Source organism: Rheinheimera sp., assembly GCF_965283995.1.
In the GTDB taxonomy this organism is placed as follows: domain Bacteria; phylum Pseudomonadota; class Gammaproteobacteria; order Enterobacterales; family Alteromonadaceae; genus Pararheinheimera.
Window position 1 is genome coordinate 1012018 of sequence record NZ_CBDIQG010000001.1, and the last position, 22444, is coordinate 1034461.

15 protein-coding genes are annotated in these 22444 nt (G+C 50.8%); 2 read left to right on the top strand and 13 right to left on the bottom strand.

The window, feature by feature from the left end; all coding sequences use genetic code 11:
• Positions 1 to 75 precede the first annotated feature (75 nt).
• Positions 76 to 558, bottom strand: a complete 483-nt coding sequence (gene lrp, locus ACQ66Q_RS04685; protein ID WP_208933512.1) for a leucine-responsive transcriptional regulator Lrp — start codon at positions 556 to 558, stop codon at positions 76 to 78.
• 148 nt (positions 559 to 706) lie between these two features.
• On the opposite strand from lrp, the gene ald reads away from it, so the two are divergent.
• On the top strand, positions 707 to 1825 hold the full coding sequence (gene ald, locus ACQ66Q_RS04690) for an alanine dehydrogenase (RefSeq protein ID WP_430455731.1): 1119 nt from the start codon (positions 707 to 709) through the stop codon (positions 1823 to 1825).
• Positions 1826 to 1949: 124 nt separating this feature from the next.
• Positions 1950 to 2408 (top strand): DUF192 domain-containing protein, encoded by a 459-nt coding sequence (locus ACQ66Q_RS04695; protein WP_430455732.1) that lies wholly within the window; start codon positions 1950 to 1952, stop codon positions 2406 to 2408.
• A gap of 45 nt (positions 2409 to 2453) precedes the next feature.
• On the opposite strand, the gene ACQ66Q_RS04700 is transcribed toward ACQ66Q_RS04695, so the two are convergent.
• The 12 genes from ACQ66Q_RS04700 to nhaC all read right to left on the bottom strand — a co-directional run bounded on the left by ACQ66Q_RS04700 (position 2454) and on the right by nhaC (position 22388).
• The gene (locus ACQ66Q_RS04700) at positions 2454 to 2711 is read right to left on the bottom strand and encodes a DUF2960 domain-containing protein (RefSeq protein ID WP_430455733.1); all 258 of its coding nucleotides are present in this window, start codon (positions 2709 to 2711) and stop codon (positions 2454 to 2456) included.
• Positions 2712 to 3827 carry a lysophospholipid acyltransferase family protein gene (locus ACQ66Q_RS04705; protein ID WP_430455734.1) on the bottom strand — a complete coding sequence of 372 codons (1116 nt, stop codon included), beginning with the start codon at positions 3825 to 3827 and terminating at the stop codon, positions 2712 to 2714.
• A gap of 118 nt (positions 3828 to 3945) precedes the next feature.
• Entirely contained in the window at positions 3946 to 4464 is a 519-nt protein-coding gene (locus ACQ66Q_RS04710) for a hypothetical protein (RefSeq protein WP_430455735.1), read from the bottom strand.
• A 102-nt stretch (positions 4465 to 4566) separates the two neighbouring features.
• On the bottom strand, positions 4567 to 5577 hold the full coding sequence (gene pyrD, locus ACQ66Q_RS04715) for a quinone-dependent dihydroorotate dehydrogenase (RefSeq protein WP_430455736.1): 1011 nt from the start codon (positions 5575 to 5577) through the stop codon (positions 4567 to 4569).
• Between the two features lie 83 nt (positions 5578 to 5660).
• Positions 5661 to 10499: an NAD-glutamate dehydrogenase gene (locus ACQ66Q_RS04720; RefSeq protein WP_430455737.1), complete on the bottom strand. Its 4839-nt coding sequence runs from the start codon at positions 10497 to 10499 to the stop codon at positions 5661 to 5663.
• A 270-nt stretch (positions 10500 to 10769) separates the two neighbouring features.
• On the bottom strand, positions 10770 to 13088 hold the full coding sequence (locus ACQ66Q_RS04725) for an efflux RND transporter permease subunit (protein WP_430455738.1): 2319 nt from the start codon (positions 13086 to 13088) through the stop codon (positions 10770 to 10772).
• 2 nt (positions 13089 to 13090) lie between these two features.
• Positions 13091 to 14113: a WD40/YVTN/BNR-like repeat-containing protein gene (locus ACQ66Q_RS04730; protein ID WP_430455739.1), complete on the bottom strand. Its 1023-nt coding sequence runs from the start codon at positions 14111 to 14113 to the stop codon at positions 13091 to 13093.
• Positions 14114 to 14190: 77 nt separating this feature from the next.
• Positions 14191 to 15549 (bottom strand): DUF1329 domain-containing protein, encoded by a 1359-nt coding sequence (locus ACQ66Q_RS04735; RefSeq protein WP_430455740.1) that lies wholly within the window; start codon positions 15547 to 15549, stop codon positions 14191 to 14193.
• A gap of 18 nt (positions 15550 to 15567) precedes the next feature.
• Positions 15568 to 17706, bottom strand: a complete 2139-nt coding sequence (locus tag ACQ66Q_RS04740; protein ID WP_430455741.1) for a DUF1302 domain-containing protein — start codon at positions 17704 to 17706, stop codon at positions 15568 to 15570.
• A 316-nt stretch (positions 17707 to 18022) separates the two neighbouring features.
• Complete coding sequence (locus ACQ66Q_RS04745) at positions 18023 to 18250, bottom strand: DUF2835 family protein (protein WP_430455742.1); 228 nt, start codon at positions 18248 to 18250, stop codon at positions 18023 to 18025.
• Positions 18243 to 20807 carry an aminopeptidase N gene (pepN, locus tag ACQ66Q_RS04750; RefSeq protein ID WP_430455743.1) on the bottom strand — a complete coding sequence of 855 codons (2565 nt, stop codon included), beginning with the start codon at positions 20805 to 20807 and terminating at the stop codon, positions 18243 to 18245. The genes ACQ66Q_RS04745 and pepN overlap by 8 nt, the downstream gene beginning before the upstream one ends.
• 96 nt (positions 20808 to 20903) lie before the next feature.
• A complete protein-coding gene (nhaC, locus tag ACQ66Q_RS04755) occupies positions 20904 to 22388 on the bottom strand; it encodes a Na+/H+ antiporter NhaC (RefSeq protein WP_430455744.1) in 1485 nt (494 codons plus the stop codon).
• Between the last annotated feature and the right edge of the window lie 56 nt (positions 22389 to 22444).

The window sequence follows — 22444 nt, forward strand, 5'->3', positions numbered from 1 at the left end:
CCGCTGCACATATTTCCACGTCAGAAAACAGCGCCGGACGGGCCTTTGCTGATTTTTTATCCAGTATTGCCGCTTTCAGCCCCGCACTGCAACAAAAGTCGTTTGTTTGACTTCTTCCATCACAACATAGGTTCTGCTTTCACGCACGCTGGGCAGGCGCAATAAGGTCTCACCGAGCAATTCCCGGTAGGCTGCCATATTGGCAACCCGGGTTTTCAACAGGAAGTCAAAGCTGCCGGATACCAGATGGCATTCCAGAATTTCATCCAGTTTTTGTACCGCTTTATTGAATTCGTCAAAATCTTCCGGCGAGGTTTTACTCAAGGTAATTTCAACAAAAACTAACAGCGCCGCGCCGACTTTGTTCGGGTCGACCCTGGCGTTATAACCGAGAATAAACTGTTCCTGCTCCAGCTTACGCACCCGCTCCAGGCAGGGTGTCGGGCTGAGCCCTACCCGCTTCGCCAGTTCAACATTGGCAAGACGACCATCGTTTTGTAATTCAGTCAGAATTTTCCGATCAATACGGTCCAGTTTACGCCCGTTGGGCTGCGTCATGGCTGGCAAGTCATATATCCTGATATTTTAGTATTTGCGATATATTATGCTGCCATATCAAAATAAAACAACCAGCAATTCTACATTTATGTCTTTATACTAGCGAAAAATATCCCTCCCCCTACAACAGCTCAGAAAGGCGACTTTTATGATTATTGGCGTACCAAAAGAGATTAAAAACCACGAATACCGCGTCGGTATGACTCCAGCCAGCGTGCGTGAACTGGTGGCACATGGTCACACTGTTTACGTTGAACACAATGCAGGCGACGGTATTGGTTGCGGCGATGCCGAGTACCAGGCTGCAGGCGCCCAAGTCTTGAATTCTGCCGCTGAGATCTTTGCGATCGCAGAAATGATTGTGAAAGTGAAAGAGCCACAAGCCGTTGAACGTGCCATGTTACGTGAAGGCCAAATCCTGTTTACTTACTTACACCTGGCACCAGACCTGCCGCAAACTGAAGACTTAATCAAATCAAAAGCCATTTGTATCGCTTATGAGACGGTCACTGACAGCCGTGGCGGTTTACCTTTATTGGCGCCAATGTCTGAAGTTGCTGGCCGGATGTCGATTCAGGCCGGTGCCCGTGCTTTAGAAAAATCCTGTGCTGGCCGTGGCATGTTGTTAGGCGGCGTACCTGGTGTTGAACCAGCCAAAGTTGTGGTGATCGGTGGTGGTATGGTCGGTACCAATGCTGCACAAATGGCGATTGGTCTCGGTGCCGATGTGGTGGTACTGGACCGCTCTGTGGACGTGTTACGCCGCATCAACGCGCAATTTAATGGCGCCGTCAAAGCGATTTACTCCACTGCCGATGCGTTGGAAAAACACATTCTGGAAGCCGATTTAGTCATCGGTGGCGTATTAATTCCTGGCGCCGCCGCACCGAAACTGGTAACGCGCGAGCACATCCGCAAGATGAAAGCCGGCTCAGCCATTGTCGATGTGGCCATTGACCAGGGTGGTTGTGTTGAGACATCTCGCGCTACCACGCACGCAGAACCAACCTTTATTGTCGATGATGTGGTGCATTATTGTGTTGCGAACATGCCAGGCGCAGTGCCACGTACATCTACGTTTGCACTGAATAACGCCACACTGCCATTTATCATTAAACTGGCAAACAAAGGTTATAAACAGGCACTGCTGGACGATCAACATCTGTTAAACGGTCTGAACGTGATCAACGGCCAGGTCGTCAATCAGCATGTTGCTGAAGCGCTGAACCTGAGCTACGTCGACCCACGTCAGGCACTGACTGCGTAAATCCGCAGTCAGTAGGTCGAAAAGCCGGGGAAACCCGGCTTTTTGCTGTGTAACTTCTGCCAGATGCATTGCATTTCTGCCTGAGCCAGCGGCACAATAAAAGAAAATGAAGGAGTATTTTTCGATGCGGTTAGTCAGCTGGTTGTGCGTGTTACCCTTGCTAGGATGCCAGGTTGATGTATCAAAGGCCGAGGTACCAGTGTTTCCGTTAATTCCATTACAGGCCGGCAGTCAGACGCTGCAAGTGCAGCTGGCCGACACCGTTGAACGACGTATGCGTGGCTTGATGGAACAAGCGCCGGTGCGCCATGGCATGTTGCTGTTATACGAGACGCCGAGAACGATGACTTTATGGATGAAAAATACCCCAACCGCACTCGATGTGGCCTTTATCAATCCAAACTGGCAGATTAGCAAAATTCAGCCGATGGCTGCCAACAGTGAAGATTTACATGAATCACCAGGTGATGTGATCGCGGCGCTGGAAATGCCGCTCGGCTGGTTCGCCGCCAACGGCGTCAAGGTTGGGCACAAGATCAGTAGCTGTCAGGCATTGCCGGTCAGCTGCCCGTCTGGCAAGTGATGCTGCGGCGGTTGTGCAGACACAACCAGCTACAGTCACAACCAACTAAGGCGTTTGCTCGGTGTCGTCTTTATGTAAATAGATATTGGCAAACCCCATTCGCTTAAACTCACTCAAGCGAAACTCTTTGATCGCAGACTTATGTTTGGTGGTCGCGGCTATTTGCTGTTCCATCTGCAGAAATTTCTTCAGATCGATGCCTTCAGCCGCTGCGACCGCTTCATAGACATCATGAAATTTGTCATAGCTAAACGCGATCTGCCGTTGTTGCCCTTTAAACGTATAAGTGATGTGACGGGACATTTATTCTTCCTGCACTTTATGAAAATTCTTCAGCGGATTGGCATACATGGTACGGGCATAACTCTGGATCTCCGGCAACATATGGCCAAGACGACTGGCAAATTTTGCGGCAGCCTGCTCGTCTGACACGGGCTCGCCAGCTGCATACTGATTCGCCGGATAGATTTTATAGCCCTGATAAATTTGCTTATCAATGAGTTCTGCCAGCTGTTCCGGAGTGGTAAACCCGGCATCGACCACTTGGCCAAAATGCAGATGGATCCGACCTTTGTAGCCGGTGATCCCTTTGATAATGCTATCAATATCTTCAAATTCAGCTTTCTGATAACCACCGTCTTCCGCCCGCTGATACAACTCCAGCGCTTTGGCTTCATCACAGGGATCATATTCATAAGAAATTGCCACCGGCACAATGTTCAGTTGCTGCATGTAGGCAGCAAACTCCTGGCCTTCGGCTTTGCCGGCCATATAAAACATTTTCAGAATGGCAGGATCGGTCTGATCAAAACCATCTTTGGCGCGACCTTCTTTCTGTGCGATCCAGATATGTTGGCCCTGCTGCAATGAATGACGGATATATGCCGACAGCTGGCTCAGCGCTTTGAGCATTTCACGTGGACCTTTGGCACTGCGACGCACAATAAAACTTTTATTCAGCTTCATCAGTGCGGTCACACAAGGCTTTTTCAGCAGATTGTCACCAATGGCAATGCGGGCGGTATCAAAGCCATGCTCGTGCAGGCACCAGTTGACCAATGCCGGGTCCATCGCAATATCCCGGTGATTACAAACGAACAGATAGGACTGTTGTTTTGGCAGCGCATCAAGCCCACTGCAACTGACCCCATCCGTGGTGTGCTTCAGTGCCTGCGCCAGATAACCTGATACGTAGCGTTGCACATCCTGCACCGTCTGCAACTTTCGCCAGTGCCGGCGCAGATACCAACCCAACAACGGACTCAATACTTTGCTGAGGCCGCCAAAGGCTTTGCCAAATTTAAAACGGATAATTGCGGCAGTAAATTCAGGATCTGAAATGATTTGTTCGACAGCCTTCGGCACTTCGGCATCGGAGTAAGGCCGGATCTCGTCAAAATTCTGCACTTCAGTGTTCACGCGGTCTACCTGTATGGGCTCAGAAACGGCGTATTTTTACCTATCTGCCGCCAACTGCCTAGCATTAATCTACAGAACCGCTGATGTTTTCCACAAAATCAGCAGATCTCCGACCAGATCAGGCTGATTTACGCAGAGGGGTATGGGGCGGATGGTAAGGTGTCAGCCGATCATGCAAGCTGCTAAAGCTGTGGCCGGCATGAAACACGCGTCCGGTCAGCGTATCAAGCTCAGACAACAACATCAGCCGGCATTGACTGCTGTCAGCCGCCAACACTATGGCTAATGCCCGGTTGCGGCCACAGAGTTCTACTAAATCAAAGGGTTGTGGATGACACCGGCTATGCTGGCTTTGCAGATAAAAGCTCTTATGTGCACAGGCCAAACCAAATTCAAGCTGGGCGACCGCATCGACACAGGCTGAGAACACCGCCTGCTGCGGCCAGTGCAACGGCTCCAGCGCAAACAGACACTGCCAATAGATCTCGGCCTGTCCAAGCGTAAAAGCATCGGCTGCACTTGGCACTGCGCTGCTGGTCAGTGCCGTGCGTTGCAAACCAGCAGACGTCAGCAGGTACAGTTGATCTTGTTGCCAGCACCAGTGCCAGTCGAAATTGGGTTCGATGGGTTCAGTCACAGTCATTCCAGACATAATATGGCGATAACAGCGTTATATCCGAAACGGATCAAGCAGTTAAATACCATTTTGCACTAGAAACACATGATCAGATCAGGATCGTTATAAGCCAGTAACGATCTGTTTAATCAGTGCCGGCCCCTGATAGATAAACCCGGTATAAACCTGCACCAGCTGCGCACCAGCGGCGAATTTTTCCTGTGCTGCCGCCGCGCTGTCGATACCACCAACGCCAATGATTGGAAAGTCTGGCCCGACAGCCTGACGTAATTGACTGACCACCAGCGTGCTTTTTTGCCGGACCGGCTGACCGCTGAGGCCACCCATCTCGGCGCCATGTGTCAAACTGGCAACCGCTGATTTATCCAGCGTGGTGTTAGTGGCAATCGCACCGTCCATCTTGCTGCGCAACAAGGTCTCTGCCACCTGCTCTACAGCCACCGCATCCATATCCGGTGCGATTTTGACAAACACCGGCACGTATTTACCATGTTTAGCGGCAAGGTCCAGCTGCTCATTTTTGACTGCAACCAGCAGTTCAAACAGTGCTTCACCAAACTGCAGATCCCGTAAACCTGGAGTATTGGGCGAAGAAATATTGACTGTGATGTAAGTCGCATACGGATAGACTTTACGCATACAGGCGACATAGTCGTCTTTACCCTGCTCGTTTGGCGTGTCTTTATTTTTGCCAATATTGATGCCAAGCACACCTTTGTAGCGGCTGTTTTTGACATTCTCGACCAGGTAATCCACGCCGTTATTGTTAAACCCCATCCGGTTAATGATGGCATCGGCCTGTGGCAGGCGGAATATACGCGGTTTGTCATTACCAGCCTGCGGCCGTGGTGTCACGGTACCGACTTCGATAAACCCAAAACCCATCGCCGCAAATGCATCGATGCAGTCAGCGTTTTTATCCAGCCCGGCGGCAAGGCCCACCGGGTTATCAAAAGTGATGCCGGCGATTGTCACCGGTTTTGACGGGACTTGTTGGGACCACAAAGCCTGAAGCGGCGTGTGTTGCAGTAACTTCAGACTTGCCAGAGCGAAATGATGCGATTTTTCGGCATCGGTCTGAAACATCACTGAACGCGCCAACTGATAAAACATAAAAAGTCCTTAAAAAAAGCCCCGCAATTTGCGGGGCATTTTACCTGTCTGTCAGCATGGACAGAAGCATTTATTTACGGGGTTTACTTCACTGAATCGCAGTGGTGACTCAGCAACATCAGCTCACGCAGCGCCACTGAGAACTTGGCGAATTCATGGCTCTTCGTGGTTTTGAACTCAGCCAGCATCAGACGCCAGCGTGCTAACACGCTGTCGTTGGCGACCAGCCAGTTACCAACCACGTCCTCGGCCACACAGTTGCCGTTGCAGCTGTGGACGACTACTTGCGCTAAGGCACGTTGCTGCCAGTCCAGCTCTTCACGGTAAGAGGCCCGGGCGAGCGCCTGCCAGTGGTTTGCCACTGGTTGCTGAGTGATTTGCTCAAGGAACCAGTGCAGATCCAGCTTGTCGCCGAGCTTAAAGTAAATCTCCGCGACCAGTAACAAATCGGCTTGTTCTGCCGCTGCGACCTGAGCGATATCCATCACTGAGAACACAGTACTGAGTTGCGCCATGTAAGCGGCAACGTCGGCCGGAACCTGTTGTTCCTGCAGTTTTTGCGCATACAACGACAAAGAATCTGCTTCAGCACGAGCCAGCAATGTATCGAGTTTCACGCTGACGCGATCAAGCGCAGGTTTAAAGAACGCGACTGTGTCAGCAATGCTCAGTGACTTATTGCGGTGACGCAGGAACCAGCGAGTGACGCGGCGCATGGTGCGACGTAACTGGAACAGCAAACGGGTTTGCAGGTCGGCCGGAATCGCAGTATCCAGCGCTTCCAGCTTGCTCCAGATCCCCGGCAGGTCAAACAGCTCACGCGAGATGGCGTAGCTGATCGCGACTTCCGATACGCTGGAGCCTGTCTCTTCCATCATGCGCTGCACGAAGTTCGCGCCCATATCGTTCACCAGCATATTGGCCAGTTTGGTCGCGATGATCTCAGCCTTCAGCGGGTGCGTTTCCATTTCAGCGGCAAACTTATCCACCAACACATTCGGGAAAGCACCCAGTAACAGCTGTTTGAAATATGGCGCTTCTGACACCTCTGGCGTCACCAATTGCTCTTTCAGTACCATCTTGCCATAGGCTGTCAGGATAGACATTTCCGGACGGGTCAGCCCCTGGCCTTTGACCATGCGTTCAGCCAATGCTTCGTCTGTTGGCAGGAATTCCAGTTCCCGGTTCAGTTTGCCGTCTTTTTCCAGTGCGTGGATAAAGCGGGTGTATTCTTTCAGCTGCTCAGCACCGAGCAGCATCGACACAGAAATAGACTGTGTCTGACGATAACAGTCGCTGATCACGATATCTGCGACGTCGTTGGTCATGCTGTACAGCAAATCATTGCGCTGTTTCAGCGTCATGTCGCCACTGGCGACCAGCGCGTTTAACAGGATCTTGATGTTGACTTCGTTGTCAGAACAGTCCACACCACCGACGTTGTCGATAAAGTCAGTGTTAATGCGGCCACCGTTCATCGCATATTCGATACGGCCACGTTGAGTAGTACCGAGGTTACCACCTTCGCCAATGATGCGAGCTTTAACTTCTTTACCGTTGACGCGCAGCGGCTCAGAAGCACGGTCACCGACTTCGGCATGTGTTTCATCAGACGCTTTGACATAAGTACCAATGCCGCCGTTCCAAATCAGGTCGACGTTCATCATCAGCGAGGCGCGGATAAATTCATTTGGCGTCAGGCTGGCCGCAGTCACACCGAGCATTTGCTGCATTTGCGGCGACAGTTTGATCGACTTGGCACTGCGCAGGAAAATACCGCCGCCTTCAGAGATCAGGTCTTTGTTGTAATCGTCCCAGGTCGAAGTTGGCAGATTAAACATGCGCTGACGCTCAACGAAGGAGCTGGCAGCAACCGGGTTCGGATCAACAAAGATATGCATGTGATTAAATGCCACCTGCAGGCGGATATGTTCAGATAACAGCATGCCGTTACCAAATACGTCACCGGCCATATCACCGATACCAACACAGGTAAAATCGGTGCTTTGGCAGTCAATGCCAACTTCGCGGAAGTGGCGTTTAACCGATTCCCAGCCACCACGCGCGGTAATGCCCATGCCTTTGTGGTCGTAACCGTTCGAGCCGCCGGAAGCAAATGCATCGCCTAACCAGTGGTTGTATTCCAATGAAATACCGTTGGCGATATCGGAGAAAGTGGCTGTACCTTTGTCGGCCGCAACCACCAGATACGGGTCGTCCTCATCCAGTCGCACCACCGACTTCGGCGGCACAATGGCGCCGGCCACGATGTTATCGGTGATATCAAGCAGCGCACGAATAAAGGTACGGTAACAGGCTTTGCCTTCGTTCAACCAGGCTTCGCGACCGCCGGTAGTTGGCAGCTTTTTACAGACAAAACCACCTTTCGCGCCGACCGGCACGATCACGGTGTTCTTCACTTGTTGCGCTTTCACCAGACCCAGCACTTCGGTGCGGAAGTCTTCACGGCGATCCGACCAACGCAGACCACCGCGGGCGACTTTACCAAAGCGTAAATGCACGCCTTCAACCTTCGGTGAATAAACGAAGATCTCAAAGAATGGCAGTGGCAGCGGCATATCCGGGATCTGTGACGGCCGCACCTTAAAGGAAATATAAGGTTTTTGGCTGCCATCGGCAGCATTCTGGAAGTAGTTAGTGCGAACAATCGCCTGAATAATGGCGAGGAAGCGGCGGATGATCCGGTCATCATCCAGATTCGCCACTTGTTCCAGCTGCGCCAGAATGTCTGCTTCAATCGCTGCGGTTGCTTCTGCCGTTGCGGTGGCGGCCGGGTCAAATTTGCTGTTAAACAGTTTCACCAGCAAATTCGCCAGCTGCGGGTAACGGCCAAACGTCGACTCGATATAAGCCTGACTGAAAGTACCGCCAATCTGACGTTTGTATTTGGCAAAAGACCGTAATAATGAGGCTTCGCGACCAGTCAGACCGGCGCCTAAAATCAACCGGTTGAAACCGTCGTCTTCTAAATCACCTTTCCAGACTTTATCAAAAGCATCCTGGAACAGCTGCTGGGCTTTTTCAAAGTCAGCCGGCATCGCGCCGTTCACTTCCATGCTGAAATTCAGTACCCAGCCGACCGAGCCGTCCGGGCAACGCACGGCATACGGCGTTTCACCGATCACGCGCAGACCAAAGTTTTCCAGCATCGGTAATACGTCAGACAGGTGGATCGGACGGTCTTTGTGAAACAGGTTCAACCGCACTGCTTTGCTGTCAGCCGCCTCTTCTTGTGGCCGGTAAAACAGCATTTCCAGCGGATGATCCGCACTTAAAGCTTCGAGCTTGGCGATATCAACCAGCGCGTCATTGGGTAACATTTCATCTTTATACGCGCGTGGGAATGCGTTCAGATATTTGTTGCCAAGCTCACGGCCGCGCACTTCACCGAAACTACCGACCAATGCGGTCGCCAGTTTATCTTCCCAGGTACGGGCGGCTTCAATCAGATTTTGTTCGATTTCTTTCACATTGAACTCGACTGTGCTGTCGTTGATCCGCACGAAATAATGGGTGCGTGCCAACACGGATTCAGAGAAATAAGTGGTAAATTCCACCGGCTCATCACTGCCAAGGAAACCTTGCAGGATCTTCTGGGTGTCTTTACGTAGCTGCGTGTTGTAGCGTTCGCGTGGCACATACACCATGGCGGAGACAAAGCGGCCAAAGGCGTCTTTACGCAAGAACAGACGCGTCATATCACGCTCCTGCATCTGCAGCACGCCAGTTGCCACATCCAGCAGCTCGTCATAATCAGCCTGGATCAGCTCATCACGCGGATAGGTTTCCAGTATATTTAACAGCGCTTTGTAAGCGTGGGTACCGACAGCAAAACCAGACTGTTCCATCACTTTGGCCAGTTTGTTTTTTAACAGCGGAATATCCGCCGCGCTGTTGTTGTACAAAGAACTCGAATACAAACCAATAAAGCGGTCTTCACCGACTACCTGCCCCTTGGCGTCAAAACGTTTGATGCCGATGTAGTCGATATAGGCAGGTCTGTGCACGCGGGATTTGTTATTGGTTTTCGTCAGGATTAACAAATCCGAACTCAGCGCCTGTTTGCGCGCCACATCCGGCAAGTCACTTAACATCAAATCACGAGACGTGCTGCGACGCATCAGGCCTAAAGCGCTGTCTGCAATACCTTCGATTTTATAATCACCGGCAATCGGCACTATGGCATACTGGCGGTAACCGAGTAATGTGAAGTTATCCTTCACCAGCCAGTTCAGGAAATCAGTCGCCTGCTGCAGTTGTTCAGCGGAAGCCAGACCAGCATGCTTTGGCAGATCCGCAATGACCTGCTCCAGTTTTGCCCGGGTCGGCTGCCAGTCAATCACGGCCAGCGACACATCCTGCATCACTGAGCTCAGCTCAGCGGTCAGTTGTTCCATCGCCGCTTTATCCGTCATCCGGTCGATTTCAACGTGGAACACAGTCTGTTTCGTCGATGGATTGGTTTTGGTACCTAATTTATGGAATTCGGTAATATTGCCTTTGTCGTCACGGAAAGTTTGTAACGGATGATGCAATAACAGGTGCGCAGTAATGTTGTGGCGATTCAGTGCAATGCGCAGTGAATCCACCAGGAACGGCATATCTTTGATCACCAGCTCGACGATGGTGTGCTTGGATTCCCAGCCGTTTTTGGCAATTTCCGGATTAAATACACGGATCATCGCCTCATCACTATGGTGGCCATTAAAGGTCTGCCACAGGCTCAGCGTCGCGCCGTACAAATCGCTGTCAATCCGACCAACCAGGTCGTCATGCGCGACATTGCCATACAAGGTGAAGGCGAATTTCTCGACCAGGTCGACCTGATCTTTGACTTTCTGACGAATAAGTTTGCTTACGTTTTGTAGTAGTACAGATGGTTGACCGTCTATCAGTGCCATTTTTGTATCCTTATTTTGTCACCGCCCGGGGGGGAGCAGGACATTTGTGCATAATGTACAGAGCGTGTCAGGTGCGAAGTTTATTGAGAATTGTAGTGCTTTTCGAGCTTTATTTCTGCCTTTCACTCTGGTTGTACCAGTCGTAAAAGCCAGATTTGACAAGATATTCAGCGGGATTAAATAACAAAATAGCCTTTCGGCCATTTTCATTAAGTATTCTGCATAAAGATGCGTTTTGCATCTTTATGCAGTTTAGGCCAGAAATGCCGTCTATTTGCGCTGTGGCCAGAAAAACGCCGCCAGTGCCGGCAATACAAACACTGCACCGAGCATGTTCACCACAAACATAAAGGTCAGCAGGATGCCCATATCGACCTGGAATTTCAGCGCCGAGAATACCCACGTGCTGACACCGATGGCCAACGTCACCGCAGTAAAGAGTACGGCACTGCCAGTTGATTTCAACGCGTTGAAATAGGCAGTACGCAGCGGTACACCATCGCGCAGTGGCTGCGTCATATTGGTCAGGATATAAATGCCGTAGTCGACGCCAATACCTACACCCAGTGCTATCACCGGCAAGGTGGAGACTGTCAGGCCAATTTCCAGATAAGTCATCAACGCAGTCGCCAACATCGTCACGACGTACAGCGGGATAATAACGGCAGTTGTCGCCCGGACTGAACGAAAACTGAGCAGACACAAGGCGATCACCGCGGCATAGACGTACCAGGTCATCGGGTCCTGTGCGGCAGCTACTGCCTCATTAGTTGCCGCCATCACACCGACCGGCCCAGACGCCAACATAAACTTGGTCTGGTCAGTACCGAGTTCTTTACCGATCCGCTTAGCCTCAGCCACCACTTTTTCGATAGTTTCAGCTTTGTGATCCTGCAAGAACAAAATCACCGGCATTACCGAACAGTCAGGATTTAACAGACCAGTGCTGGTTTCGACCCGGCTTGACGATTGCACCAGCGATTCAGTCGTGCGTGGCAGCACCCGCCACTTCACGTTGCCTTCGTTAAAAGCCGCATTGATGCTTTTTGACACCGACGCCAATGAGACTGCGCTTTGTACACCGGGGACGTTTTCCATTTGCCATTGGAACTGGTCAATTTTTTCCATAATCGGATGGAAGGTACAGCCATTGGCGTCCGTTTCAACCATCACGTTGATGTAATCCACCGAAATGGCGTAACGGTCGGTGATCAGGAACGTATCCTGGTTGTAGCGCGAATCGGCATGCAGCGCCGCAGCACCCGGGTGTAAATCACCAATTTTCAGCTCTTTACTTTGCTGATAGCCGAACACAAACAGGGCGGCGGTCACCAGTAAAATCGGCGCTGCGACCTTCCGCTCAGTACAGGCGGACAGTGCATACCAGAACTTATCCGCTTTTGGCGTCGGTGCTGACACTGCCTGTACGTATTTGTCGTTAAACCGGATATAGGACATCAGGACCGGCAACAGGATCAGGTTGGTCAGAATAATCACCCCAACACCAAGACTGGCTGTGATCGCCAGCTCTCTGATCACGCCGATATCAATGGCCAGTAATGTAATAAAGCCAACAGTGTCGGATAACAGTGCCACACCACCTGGGATCAGTAACTTACGGAAGCTGGCCTGGGCTGCAGTTTTGGCGTCCAACCCTTCAGCGACCGATTTACCCGTCGCGTTGATCATCTGCACGCCGTGACTGACGCCGATAGCAAAAATCAGGAACGGCACCAGAATCGACATCGGGTCAATGCCAAAACCGACCACCGTTAGCAGGCCCATCTGCCAGATCACGGCAATCAGCGAACATCCAATCGGCAGTAATGTCAGCTTCATCGAGCGCGAGAACATATACACCATGATGGCGGTGATAAAGATCGCCACAGCGAAAAACACCAGCACACCTTTAGCACCTTGTGCGACGTCACCGACCATTTTGGCAAAACCAATGATATGCACCGTGATTTTGTCATTTTCAAATTGGCCACGGACATCAGCTTCTAACTGGCTGGCAAAGGCAATCGTATCAAGTTTTTCCAGCGTATCAGGATTCACTTCCTGTAACTGGGCGGTGACCATGGCACAGCTGTAATCATCCGCAACCATCCGGCCCACAATGCCGGCTTTGTCCACGTTTTGCCGGACAATCGACAGACCGCGTTCATCGGCAGTGAAATCAGCCGGGATCACCGGGCCACCGGCAAATCCGTCTTCAACGACCTCAACAAAACGAGTGCTGGGACTAAACAGCGATTTCACTAACACCCGATCGACACCAGGCATGTAGTACACCTGATCGTGGATTTTTCTGAAGGTTTCAAAGAAATTCGGGTTAAAAATATTGCCGGACGTATCACAGACCGAGATCAGGATATTGTTAGCACCGCCAAAATCTTTGGCATGCTTCATATACGTCTGCATATACGGATGCGCCAGCGGGATATTTTTGGTAAAGGCCGCATCCAATTTAATTTGGCTGGCTTTAAATAACAAAAATAAGGTCGCCAACACGAACGTGATCACCACCAGACCACGGTGGCGGAACAAGGCATATTCACATTTATTGATAAAACGATTTGCGCTCATAATTATTGGCTTACCACTTGTTGTACTGTCTTGATGCCCACTTCTGTCGCCAGCACCAAATCTTTACCGACCGTGATGCCATTGAGCACTGCTTTGCCTTCTGTTTGTGGGACAAGCTGAAAACTTTGGCCATCATCGTGACTTTTGAAGATCACGCCACTATTGCCAAATAACCAGACCAAACCATCTGCCGCCACCACCGAATTTAATGTGGCTGGCGAGCTTAACGAGATTTGTTGCCAGCTTTGACCATTGTCACTGCTGCGAAAAGCGTGACCGCGTAAGCCTACTGCAAACAACGTATTCAACGCGCTTTGACTAACTGAAAACAACGACCCGTTATAAAATTCGGGCTGGCGCTGCCAGCTGTTGCCACCATCGGTGCTCACGGCCCAGAAACCGGCTTCACCAACCATCACCAACCGATCTTTGTTGGCAAACACACGGTTAATATGCGGCAGCACTGAACTGAGCTCAGCCTGATAGCCTTCCGGGTCTGAATCTTTCAGCTCCGCCAACATGGCTTGATCATCGGCGTTTGCCAATTCAGCATGAAATTCCTGTTGCCAGCTTTGGCCGCCATCTTTAGTGCGGTAAAACAAGCCATAGGCGCCAACGGCAAAACCGTGCTGCTCGTCGGTAAAAAATACGTCAAATAATGGTTTGTCCAGCTCTGGCAAAAATTGCTGTAATTGCCAGCTCTTCCCACCATCAGTGCTGGCGATAATACTGGCGTCATGTCCGACCGCCCAGCCGTGACTTGGATTGACGAAATACACTGAATTCAAACTGGATTGCAATGGCGTCGGGCTTTGCTGCCAGCTTTTGCCGTCGCGGCTTAACAAAATATGCCCGCGTTCGCCGGCGGCAACCAACATATCTGCTGACACACGCACCAAATCAGTTAGTACTGATTTTTCGGCATGCGGCAGCAGATACGCACTTTGCGGTTTGATACTGGTTTCTGCCAGTGCAGGCCATAAAGTACAAATAAGACTCAGGCCAGATAAAAATTTAAACTTCATTAGAGTGATTACTCGAGGTGCGGTTTGAAACAAAAACGGTTGGCAATCTGCCAACCGCTTTTTCCGATCATGCTGATTTAACGGGTCCCTTCACGACGCAGCGCAGCTGGTGTGAAGTCGTTATCAGATAATTTCACTGAGAAATCATACATCTTGTCTTCGTTATCCAGACCGATAGCAATATACCGGCGTGAATTGAGGTCATGATAGACTTCCAGCGTACTCCAGTGCGTTGGCACTTCATAGTAGTTCAGACCGTGTGCAACCGCGACGCGATACAGCTCGCCACGCGCGTCGTACAAATCTGCCACATGGATTTGCCAGCTATCTTCGTCAATAAAGAACACACGTTTGCCATACACATGACGCATGCCATCTTTTAATTGCGCTTCAACCTGCCAAACGCGGTGTTTTTCCCAGCGCACATATTCCGGATTAATATGCCCTGGTTTTAACAGATCAGCGTATTTCGTGTCTTTACTATGCAATTTGTAGCTGTTGTACGGGATATACAGTTCTTTTTTACCGACCAGTTTCCAGTTATAGCGATCTGGTGAGCCGTTAAACATATCGAAATCGTCAGTGGTACGCAGACCATCTGATGCTGTACCTGGTGCATCATAAGCCACGTTTGGTGCACGGCGCACGCGACGCTGGCCAGTGTTATAAGTCCAGGCCTGACGCGGAGTCTTCACCTGGTCCATGGTTTCATGCACTAACAGCGCAGTACCGGCTAAACGCGCAGGTGTGGTTACGCTTTGTTTAAAACGGAACAGGATATTTTCAGCTTGTAATGCCTGAGCGGTGGCCGCTTTGTCAGAATATTTGAACATGATTTGTTCATCAAAACCGATCAGCGTGTAGTCACCTGTCGCTGTAGGCGCAGCCTGGCCGCCATTACGCGTTGCAGCAACACCACGGTAACGCACGGTGTGGTTCCAGATCGCTTCCAAACCATTGGCCGGAATTGGAAATGGAATACCAATCGCCGCGTTAATGATGCCGTTACCGCCCTGCACTAACTCGGCTTTGCCGGCGATGTCTTTCGTTGCATCGTAAACATACTGTGGGTACGACGCAGTACGACGAGTCTGGTACACATTCATTTTGTAAGTTGGATACAACTCAAACAACGCAAGCTGACCCGGTGACAAAGAATCTTTGTACTTAGCCAGATTGGATTTATCGATAGTAAACAAGACTTTATCACCAGCAAATGGATCCTGGTGATGGTCGCCCGGTTTGTAACCGGCAGGTGCAGCAGTAATACCGCCTTCCCAAGCCGGGATAGAGCCGTCTTTGTTGGCCGCTTTTTCTGCGCCGAGCGGTGTTAAATCTGCGCCTAAACGGGCGACCTGATCCGGGCTGATTTTAGCCAGTGCGCCTGCGCTCAGGACCAGCGCAATCGCGCTGGATAACAGGGTGAGTTTTTTCATAATTCTTCTCGTCCCTTCTTATAAAGAGTATTTGATGTTAAAAGACACGAAATCACGGTCTTCAGTATTGTTGGTGGTGCCGACGCCATCAAAGAACGCGTTGTAAGACAATTCAGCAGACCATGCGCTCAGGTAATCAAACGCCAGCGAATAACTCAGCGCTTTTTTATCTTCTGAGAACATGAACAACGGATCTGGTGTGATGCCGTTGACGTCATGGGAGAATGTCAGACGTTGGGTCAGGTTGACACCAGCCATCACGTTGTTGTAGTTGGCGACAGCAACCAGACGATAACCCCAGGCAGATTTCGTTGGGAATGGGTTGGTTTCTGCACCGTTCGAAACGCCAGTGTGCAGACCGGTTTTCAGGATCAGCTGACCCTGTGCATTGGTCCCCATTAACGGATAGCCGCTGCGATCAGTGTTTGGACCATTCAGACGTAACACATCCTCGTCCGGCATATCTTTGATATCGATACCACCGATCTCGGCCAATAACGTGAAGTTATCAGTGTTCAGTACCGGTCCAAACAGGTGGGTCACGGTTAACTGCGCCTGCATCGTATCGCTGAGCACATAACCTTGCGCAAACTGACCTGGCTGAACTTTCTTGCCATTAAAGCGACCGATTTGTGAAATACCGGCTAAATCCGGACGGATGCCGGCGTTTGCCAGCTGTTCCGGCATACCGGCGTACAGAATTTCTACGTCATCGATTTGCAGCGGTTCATCTTGACGGTAGGCCAATTCACCAGCGATAGAAGTGCCTTCCAGCGTGGTGTTGAAGCTGAAACCATACAGCTTGATGTCTTCCGGATATTCAATCAAACCTTTGGACATCGCTTTGAGATTGCCAACATTGTCAGCAGTCAGCGTATTCGCTGCCATGTAGGCAATGTCAGTCTGAATAGCTGCAGTACGGAAATCAGAAGCGATCCCTGAAATCACCGGTGTACGGCTATGGTAATTCATGTGGTACAAAGCGAACTCAGTGTCGTTCAGCTCTGGCGAGAAATACTCCAATTTCAGACCGTATTGGCCAGAATCGCTCGGCTCAATCTCACCGGCATCGCCTTTTGGCCGCAGGGTGACTTTGGTCGGATAGGCCAGGTAGGCACTCGACAACTGGCCAAGGCTGGTCTGTGCGGCCGCTTTTTGTGCGGCAGTTGCGGCTGGGTTTTGTAATACAGCCATCGCAGCTTTTACACCATTACCGATACCGTTTAAACCGGCCAGTAATGTGCTCAGATCCAAATCCGGGTTACCGGCAAAACCGAGTTGAATGTTCTGGTTGTAACCGCCTTTGCCAGCAAAATCATTGGTAGAGAAATAGGTGCCTGGCACTGGCAGGTAACTGTTTTGCCAGTCGTACTGGTAAAACACTTCCGCTGACAATTGCTCAGTAATACCTAAAGATGCCCAAGCCATGCCAACCGGAATGTAAGCTTCTTTTAAGTCTGCACCTGGCAGACGGGCAATACCGACATCAATTGGCGTGATGTTGATACCATGCTGGATCAGGGTACTTTCACCCCAGCTCAGCACTTGCTCACCAACACGGATTTGTAACGGATTCGCACCGTCATTCAGCGCGAAGTTGGCGAACACATAAGCGTCTAATAAACGCACATCCCGGCAGGCTAAATCGCGGGCGTCGTCATCGAGGCACGGATCGACGCCTTTGCCAGATACCGGATTGGTATAGGCACCCTCATTGTCCATCAGGGCAGCATCATAGAAATACATAAAACGGGTAAACAGACCAAAGTCGCCTTTGGTGATTGATAATTCGTGGGTGCCTTTAAACAACTCAGAGAAAATATCACCTTTGTCGTAATTCAGGTTACCGGCATCACCATTCGAAGAATAGCCACCTGGCTGCGCCCAAATTTCTGATGAAGGATAAATGACGTTGGTGGCGGCGTTGTAGCCGGACCAGTTAAAACGTGGATGGTTGACTTTACTGATGGTGTCCCAGTTACGGTCCTCTGCCCGCCAGCTGGCACCATATGAAAAGGTTGAGTCAAATACAACTTCGACATCCTCACCCAGTGTGAAACTGGCTGCCTGAATGGACGTTGCAGACAAGGCTAACAGTGCAGACGCGACACCAAGCACCAATGGCTTTTTGGTGAAGGCTAATGGCCTTTTGTTCATGTTCGTTTCTCCCCCCTGTCCCTGCAGGTATATTTTGTTTTTGTAATCGGTCGCTTTGATCAACTGCTCTGATCTCTACGCACGTAGCAGAAATAATTACATCATTTTCCAGAGGGCGCAAGGCTATAAGATGGGTAAATCTGTTGATTTGTCTTTAGTTTTTGCCGTTATAACCTTGCCAACGACACATCCCTCTCCCTATCAGTTTAACTGAAGACTGACCAGTTGCTGAGAATTCGCTTAACTACATGAATTAGAACATTAAAAACAACAAAATCGCCGTGCATGTTTTAATCTAGCGTTTAAAGTATTCACTCTAATTTATTTTGTGCAGTGCTTTAAACTTCCCTTTAGCATCGGTTAACAGCTCAAAACGACCATCCAGACCAGAATGCTGAAAAAAGCGCCGAAAATGCACTAAATCCAATTGGATGCGCAGGCCGTTGTCGGCCTGCACCACGACAGATTTGACGTGCCCCTGATAATACGACAACACCTGATCGGCACTGAGCAGCAGGCGAAACCGGTAACACCGTTCAGCCATGCAGCGCCTTATTCAGCTTTTCTGTCAAATCCGGGCTGAGGCCTTGTTGTTGCTGTAACTGTGTCAGTGCTTGTTGCATCAGCGCTGAGCGTGCCGGCGCAAAACGTTTGAAAGACAACAGTGGCGTAACCAGTCGGGACGCCAGCTGCGGATTGATCGCATCTGCTTTACCGATAACAGTGGCGAGCCGCTGATAACCGGCGCCGTCTGCCTGATGAAACATCGCTGGATTCTGCTGACCAAACACCGCATAAAGTGCGCGCACCCGATTCGGATTTTTCCAGTCAAACTGTTCGAGCTGTTCAGCCTGATCCAGCATGGTAAAAACTTGCGGCGTAGCAAGCGATGCTAACAACGCTGAATGTTTGTCAAACAACTGGACGTTGTGGCCGTGCTGCAGGTAAAACTGTTGCAGCATTTGGCACGCCTGTGGATGTGCCGCGCGCACCAGCGCCTGCAATACCGCCAATTTGTCAGTCATATTGTCGGAACCGTTATATTGCTGTTGCCACAGCAAATCCGGCGTGTCTTTGACCCGCAGCAAATAGCGCAGCGCGGTATTTCGCAGTGCACGCAGCCCGGTTTGTCCTTCTGAATACTGATAAGGCGCAGGCACCAGACGTTCGTACAAGTCCAGCCAGTCGGCTGCAAACAACGTTGCCAGTTGCTGCTGATAACTCTCCAGCGCGTGCAGGATCTTCTCAACCGGAATTTGTTCGTACTGTTCGGCCAGCGTATCAAAGCCCGGCAAGGTCAACAGCTCCGCAGTAAAAGCCAAATCCGCCAATGGCGATCGGACCAGCTGACCTAACACTTCCAGCAACCCTGACGGAATTGGTGCCAGCTCCCCGTCATGCACGGAGCGCCGGACCAAATCGGACCACAGTTGCTGCATTGCATCCCAGCGCGCCACGCCGTCCTTTGCATGCTGACTCAGGTACAGCAGTTCGTCGGTCTGCCAGGCGTAGCTGAATTTTACCGGCGCACTAAAGTCAGCCAGCAATACCGGGATTACTGGCAATTCCAAACCGGCAAAATCAAAGGATTGTTCTGTGTTAGCAAACTGCAGCAGCCCGCTTTGTATCTGGCCTTTGCCATCGTGTAATTCATAACGCAGTGGCAGTAATAACGGCTGCTTGTCGGTCTGATCTTTTGTCGCCGGGGTGTGCTGGCGCAAGGTTAAGCACACGCCGCCGGCAGTATTTTCCAGCACGGCGCTGAGCTCCGGCGTACCGGATTGGCTATACCAGCGTTTGAAAGCACTGAGATCCGTTTGATTGGCATCCTGCATAGCCTGAACAAAATCATCGCAGGTCACCGCCTGACCGTCATGACGCTGGAAGTACAGATCCATACCGCGGCGAAAACCTGCAGCGCCCAGCAACGTATGCTGCATCCGGATCACTTCGGCGCCTTTGTCATAAACCGTGACCGTGTAAAAGTTATTCATCTCCTCCACCACATCAGGGCGGATTGGATGCGCCATCGGACCGGCATCTTCCGCAAACTGCGCGGTACGGATGGTTTTAATCGCATCGATGCGGCATAAAGTGGCTGAGCCCATCGCCGCACTGAATTGCTGATCGCGAAAGACCGTCAAGCCTTCTTTTAGACTGAGCTGGAACCAGTCGCGACACGTTACGCGGTTACCGGTCCAGTTATGGAAATATTCGTGGGCGATGATACTTTCGATATTAAAGTAATCGGTGTCAGTCGCAGTCTGCGCATCCGCCAGCACGAACTTGCTGTTAAACACATTCAGGCCTTTGTTTTCCATCGCGCCCATATTAAAAAAGTCGACCGCAACGACCATATAGATATCCAGGTCGTATTCAAGACCATACACATCTTCATCAAACTTCATCGCGCGTTGTAACGATTCCAACGCAAATTGTGCTTGTTGTTGCTGGCCTTTATCGACATAGAACTTCAGCGCCACATCGCGGCCGCTTTTAGTGACATAGCTGCCGGTCAGTTCATCAAAATCACCGGCGACCAGCGCAAACAGATAACAAGGTTTTGGGAAAGGGTCATGCCAGCTGACCCGCACGCGGCCATCAGCCAGCTGATGTTTAGCAATCAGATTGCCGTTGGATAACAAAAACGGCAGGTTCGTATCGGCAATAATATGCGTGGTAAATACCGCCATGACATCAGGCCGGTCCGGGTAAAACGTAATGCGGCGAAAACCTTCAGCTTCACATTGTGTGCAATAAGCGCCATTCGACAAATACAGCCCTTCCAGCGCCGTATTCGCCGCCGGGTTTATCTCAGTGCGGATACAGAGTTCAAACTGCTCAGGTAGGTCGCGCAGCAAGATACCATCCGCGCGCTGCTCACGCGCCGTCCAGTCTTGGCCATTCACCGTCAACGAGATCAAGCGCAAATCCTGCCCATCCAGCCACAGACTCGTAGCCCCGGCTACAGCACGGCGTAACTGACTGACCGCCAACACCCGCGTTACCGCTGGTGACAACTCAAATTCGAGCTCAACCTGACTGATCACATAAGTCGGTGGCTGATAATCAAGACGATTTTTGGCAGTATTGGCGCTCATAAACAACTCCGGTACATAAAAGTCGCGACAAATAACACTTAGCATTTGCGGCGTATCAACAGATAAAAAAAGCCTGCGAAGTCGCAGGCTGTCAGATCAGGCCTTTGGTCTGTCCACAACGGGCAACAGCGCTTCCGGCGGTGTCAGCCGCAGAATTTTAATCCCGAGGTAAGCATAAACAATCGCCAACAGCGGATTAATCAAATTAAAGAACGCGTAAAAAATATAGTCCAGCGGACTGACACCCAACACACCGTGCATATAGGCGCCGCAGGTATTCCACGGGATCAGCGCACTGGTAATAGTCCCGCCATCTTCTAAAGTCCGCGATAAATTGACCGGCGCCAGACCCCGTTTTTCAAATTCTTCTTTATACATCCGACCCGGCATTACAATCGCCATGTATTGATCAGCTGCCAGAATATTGGTGGCGATACAGGTCAGTATGGTACTGGTGATCAGCGAGCCGGTGCTGTGCGCGCGGCGTAAAATCGCCTGCACAAACCGTCGCAGCAAACCGGTATGTTCCAATACTGAACCAAATACCATTGCCGACATAATCAGCCAAACCGTATTCATCATTTTTGACATGCCGCCGCCGCTCAGCAGCTTGTCTAATTCAACATTGCCGGTTTCAATAACAAAACCGCTGTGTAAAGTGGTCCACACGACTTTCAATTGTGCCAACACGGTTGGATAGGCCTGGTCGGCCATTTTCTCAATTAAAGGCTGCTGAAACAGCACAGCCCAAACGCCGCCAAGCAAGGCACCAATAAATACGGTCGGGAAGGCCGGAACTTTCTTCACCGCCATTACCAGCAATACCACCATTGGCACTAAATGCAGCAAAGAGATATCAAAGTGTTGCTGCAAATCACGACTGATCTGATCGATTTTTTCAACGTTAGCGACACCATTTGCGTTAAACCCAATCAGGATAAACAACAATATGGCTAAGATCAGGCTCGGAATTGTGGTCCATAACATATGACGGATGTGTGAGAATAAATCAGACCCGGCCACCGCAGGTGCCAGATTCGTGGTATCAGAAAGCGGCGATATTTTGTCACCAAAATAAGCCCCTGACACTATCGCGCCAGCCGTGATCACCGGTGACAAACCAAGGCCCATTGACACGCCAATCAGCGCCACACCAACAGTGGCGGCGGTAGTCCAGGAACTGCCAATACCCAGTGCAACAATCGCACAGAGCACACAAGTGGCAGCGTAGAACCAGCTTGGATCTAACACCTGCAAGCCGTAATAAATCAGTGCGGGGACAGTGCCGGACAATAACCAGGTGCCGATCAATGCACCCACTGAAAACAGGATCAGCACGGCGCCGAGTGATAAGGCGATCCCCCGGATCATCGCCTGTTCCATTTCTTCCCAGCCGAAGCCGTTTTTCAGGCCGATCAATACGGCGATGCCAGCGGCAACAAACAACGCCATCTGGTTAGGACCAAAAGATGAGTCACTGCCGTACAAGTAAACAGATAAACTCAGCAGGAAAATCAGCGCGCCAAGCGGAAGCAGCGCGTCCAGCATACTGGGCGCTTTGGGAGTTGTTGATGTTGTCATTTATTGCTCTATTGTTTGCTTTATTATTAGTATTTGGCCCGTCAGGCGGGCTTTTG

Coding starts and splice junctions, on each gene's coding strand:
- lrp (WP_208933512.1), bottom strand. CDS start 558: ATGACGCAGCCCAACGGGCGTAAACTGGACCGTATTGATCGGAAAATT.
- ald (WP_430455731.1), top strand. CDS start 707: ATGATTATTGGCGTACCAAAAGAGATTAAAAACCACGAATACCGCGTC.
- ACQ66Q_RS04695 (WP_430455732.1), top strand. CDS start 1,950: ATGCGGTTAGTCAGCTGGTTGTGCGTGTTACCCTTGCTAGGATGCCAG.
- ACQ66Q_RS04700 (WP_430455733.1), bottom strand. CDS start 2,711: ATGTCCCGTCACATCACTTATACGTTTAAAGGGCAACAACGGCAGATC.
- pyrD (WP_430455736.1), bottom strand. CDS start 5,577: ATGTTTTATCAGTTGGCGCGTTCAGTGATGTTTCAGACCGATGCCGAA.
- ACQ66Q_RS04720 (WP_430455737.1), bottom strand. CDS start 10,499: ATGGCACTGATAGACGGTCAACCATCTGTACTACTACAAAACGTAAGC.
- ACQ66Q_RS04725 (WP_430455738.1), bottom strand. CDS start 13,088: ATGAGCGCAAATCGTTTTATCAATAAATGTGAATATGCCTTGTTCCGC.
- ACQ66Q_RS04730 (WP_430455739.1), bottom strand. CDS start 14,113: ATGAAGTTTAAATTTTTATCTGGCCTGAGTCTTATTTGTACTTTATGG.
- ACQ66Q_RS04735 (WP_430455740.1), bottom strand. CDS start 15,549: ATGAAAAAACTCACCCTGTTATCCAGCGCGATTGCGCTGGTCCTGAGC.
- ACQ66Q_RS04740 (WP_430455741.1), bottom strand. CDS start 17,706: ATGAACAAAAGGCCATTAGCCTTCACCAAAAAGCCATTGGTGCTTGGT.
- ACQ66Q_RS04745 (WP_430455742.1), bottom strand. CDS start 18,250: ATGGCTGAACGGTGTTACCGGTTTCGCCTGCTGCTCAGTGCCGATCAG.
- pepN (WP_430455743.1), bottom strand. CDS start 20,807: ATGAGCGCCAATACTGCCAAAAATCGTCTTGATTATCAGCCACCGACT.
- nhaC (WP_430455744.1), bottom strand. CDS start 22,388: ATGACAACATCAACAACTCCCAAAGCGCCCAGTATGCTGGACGCGCTG.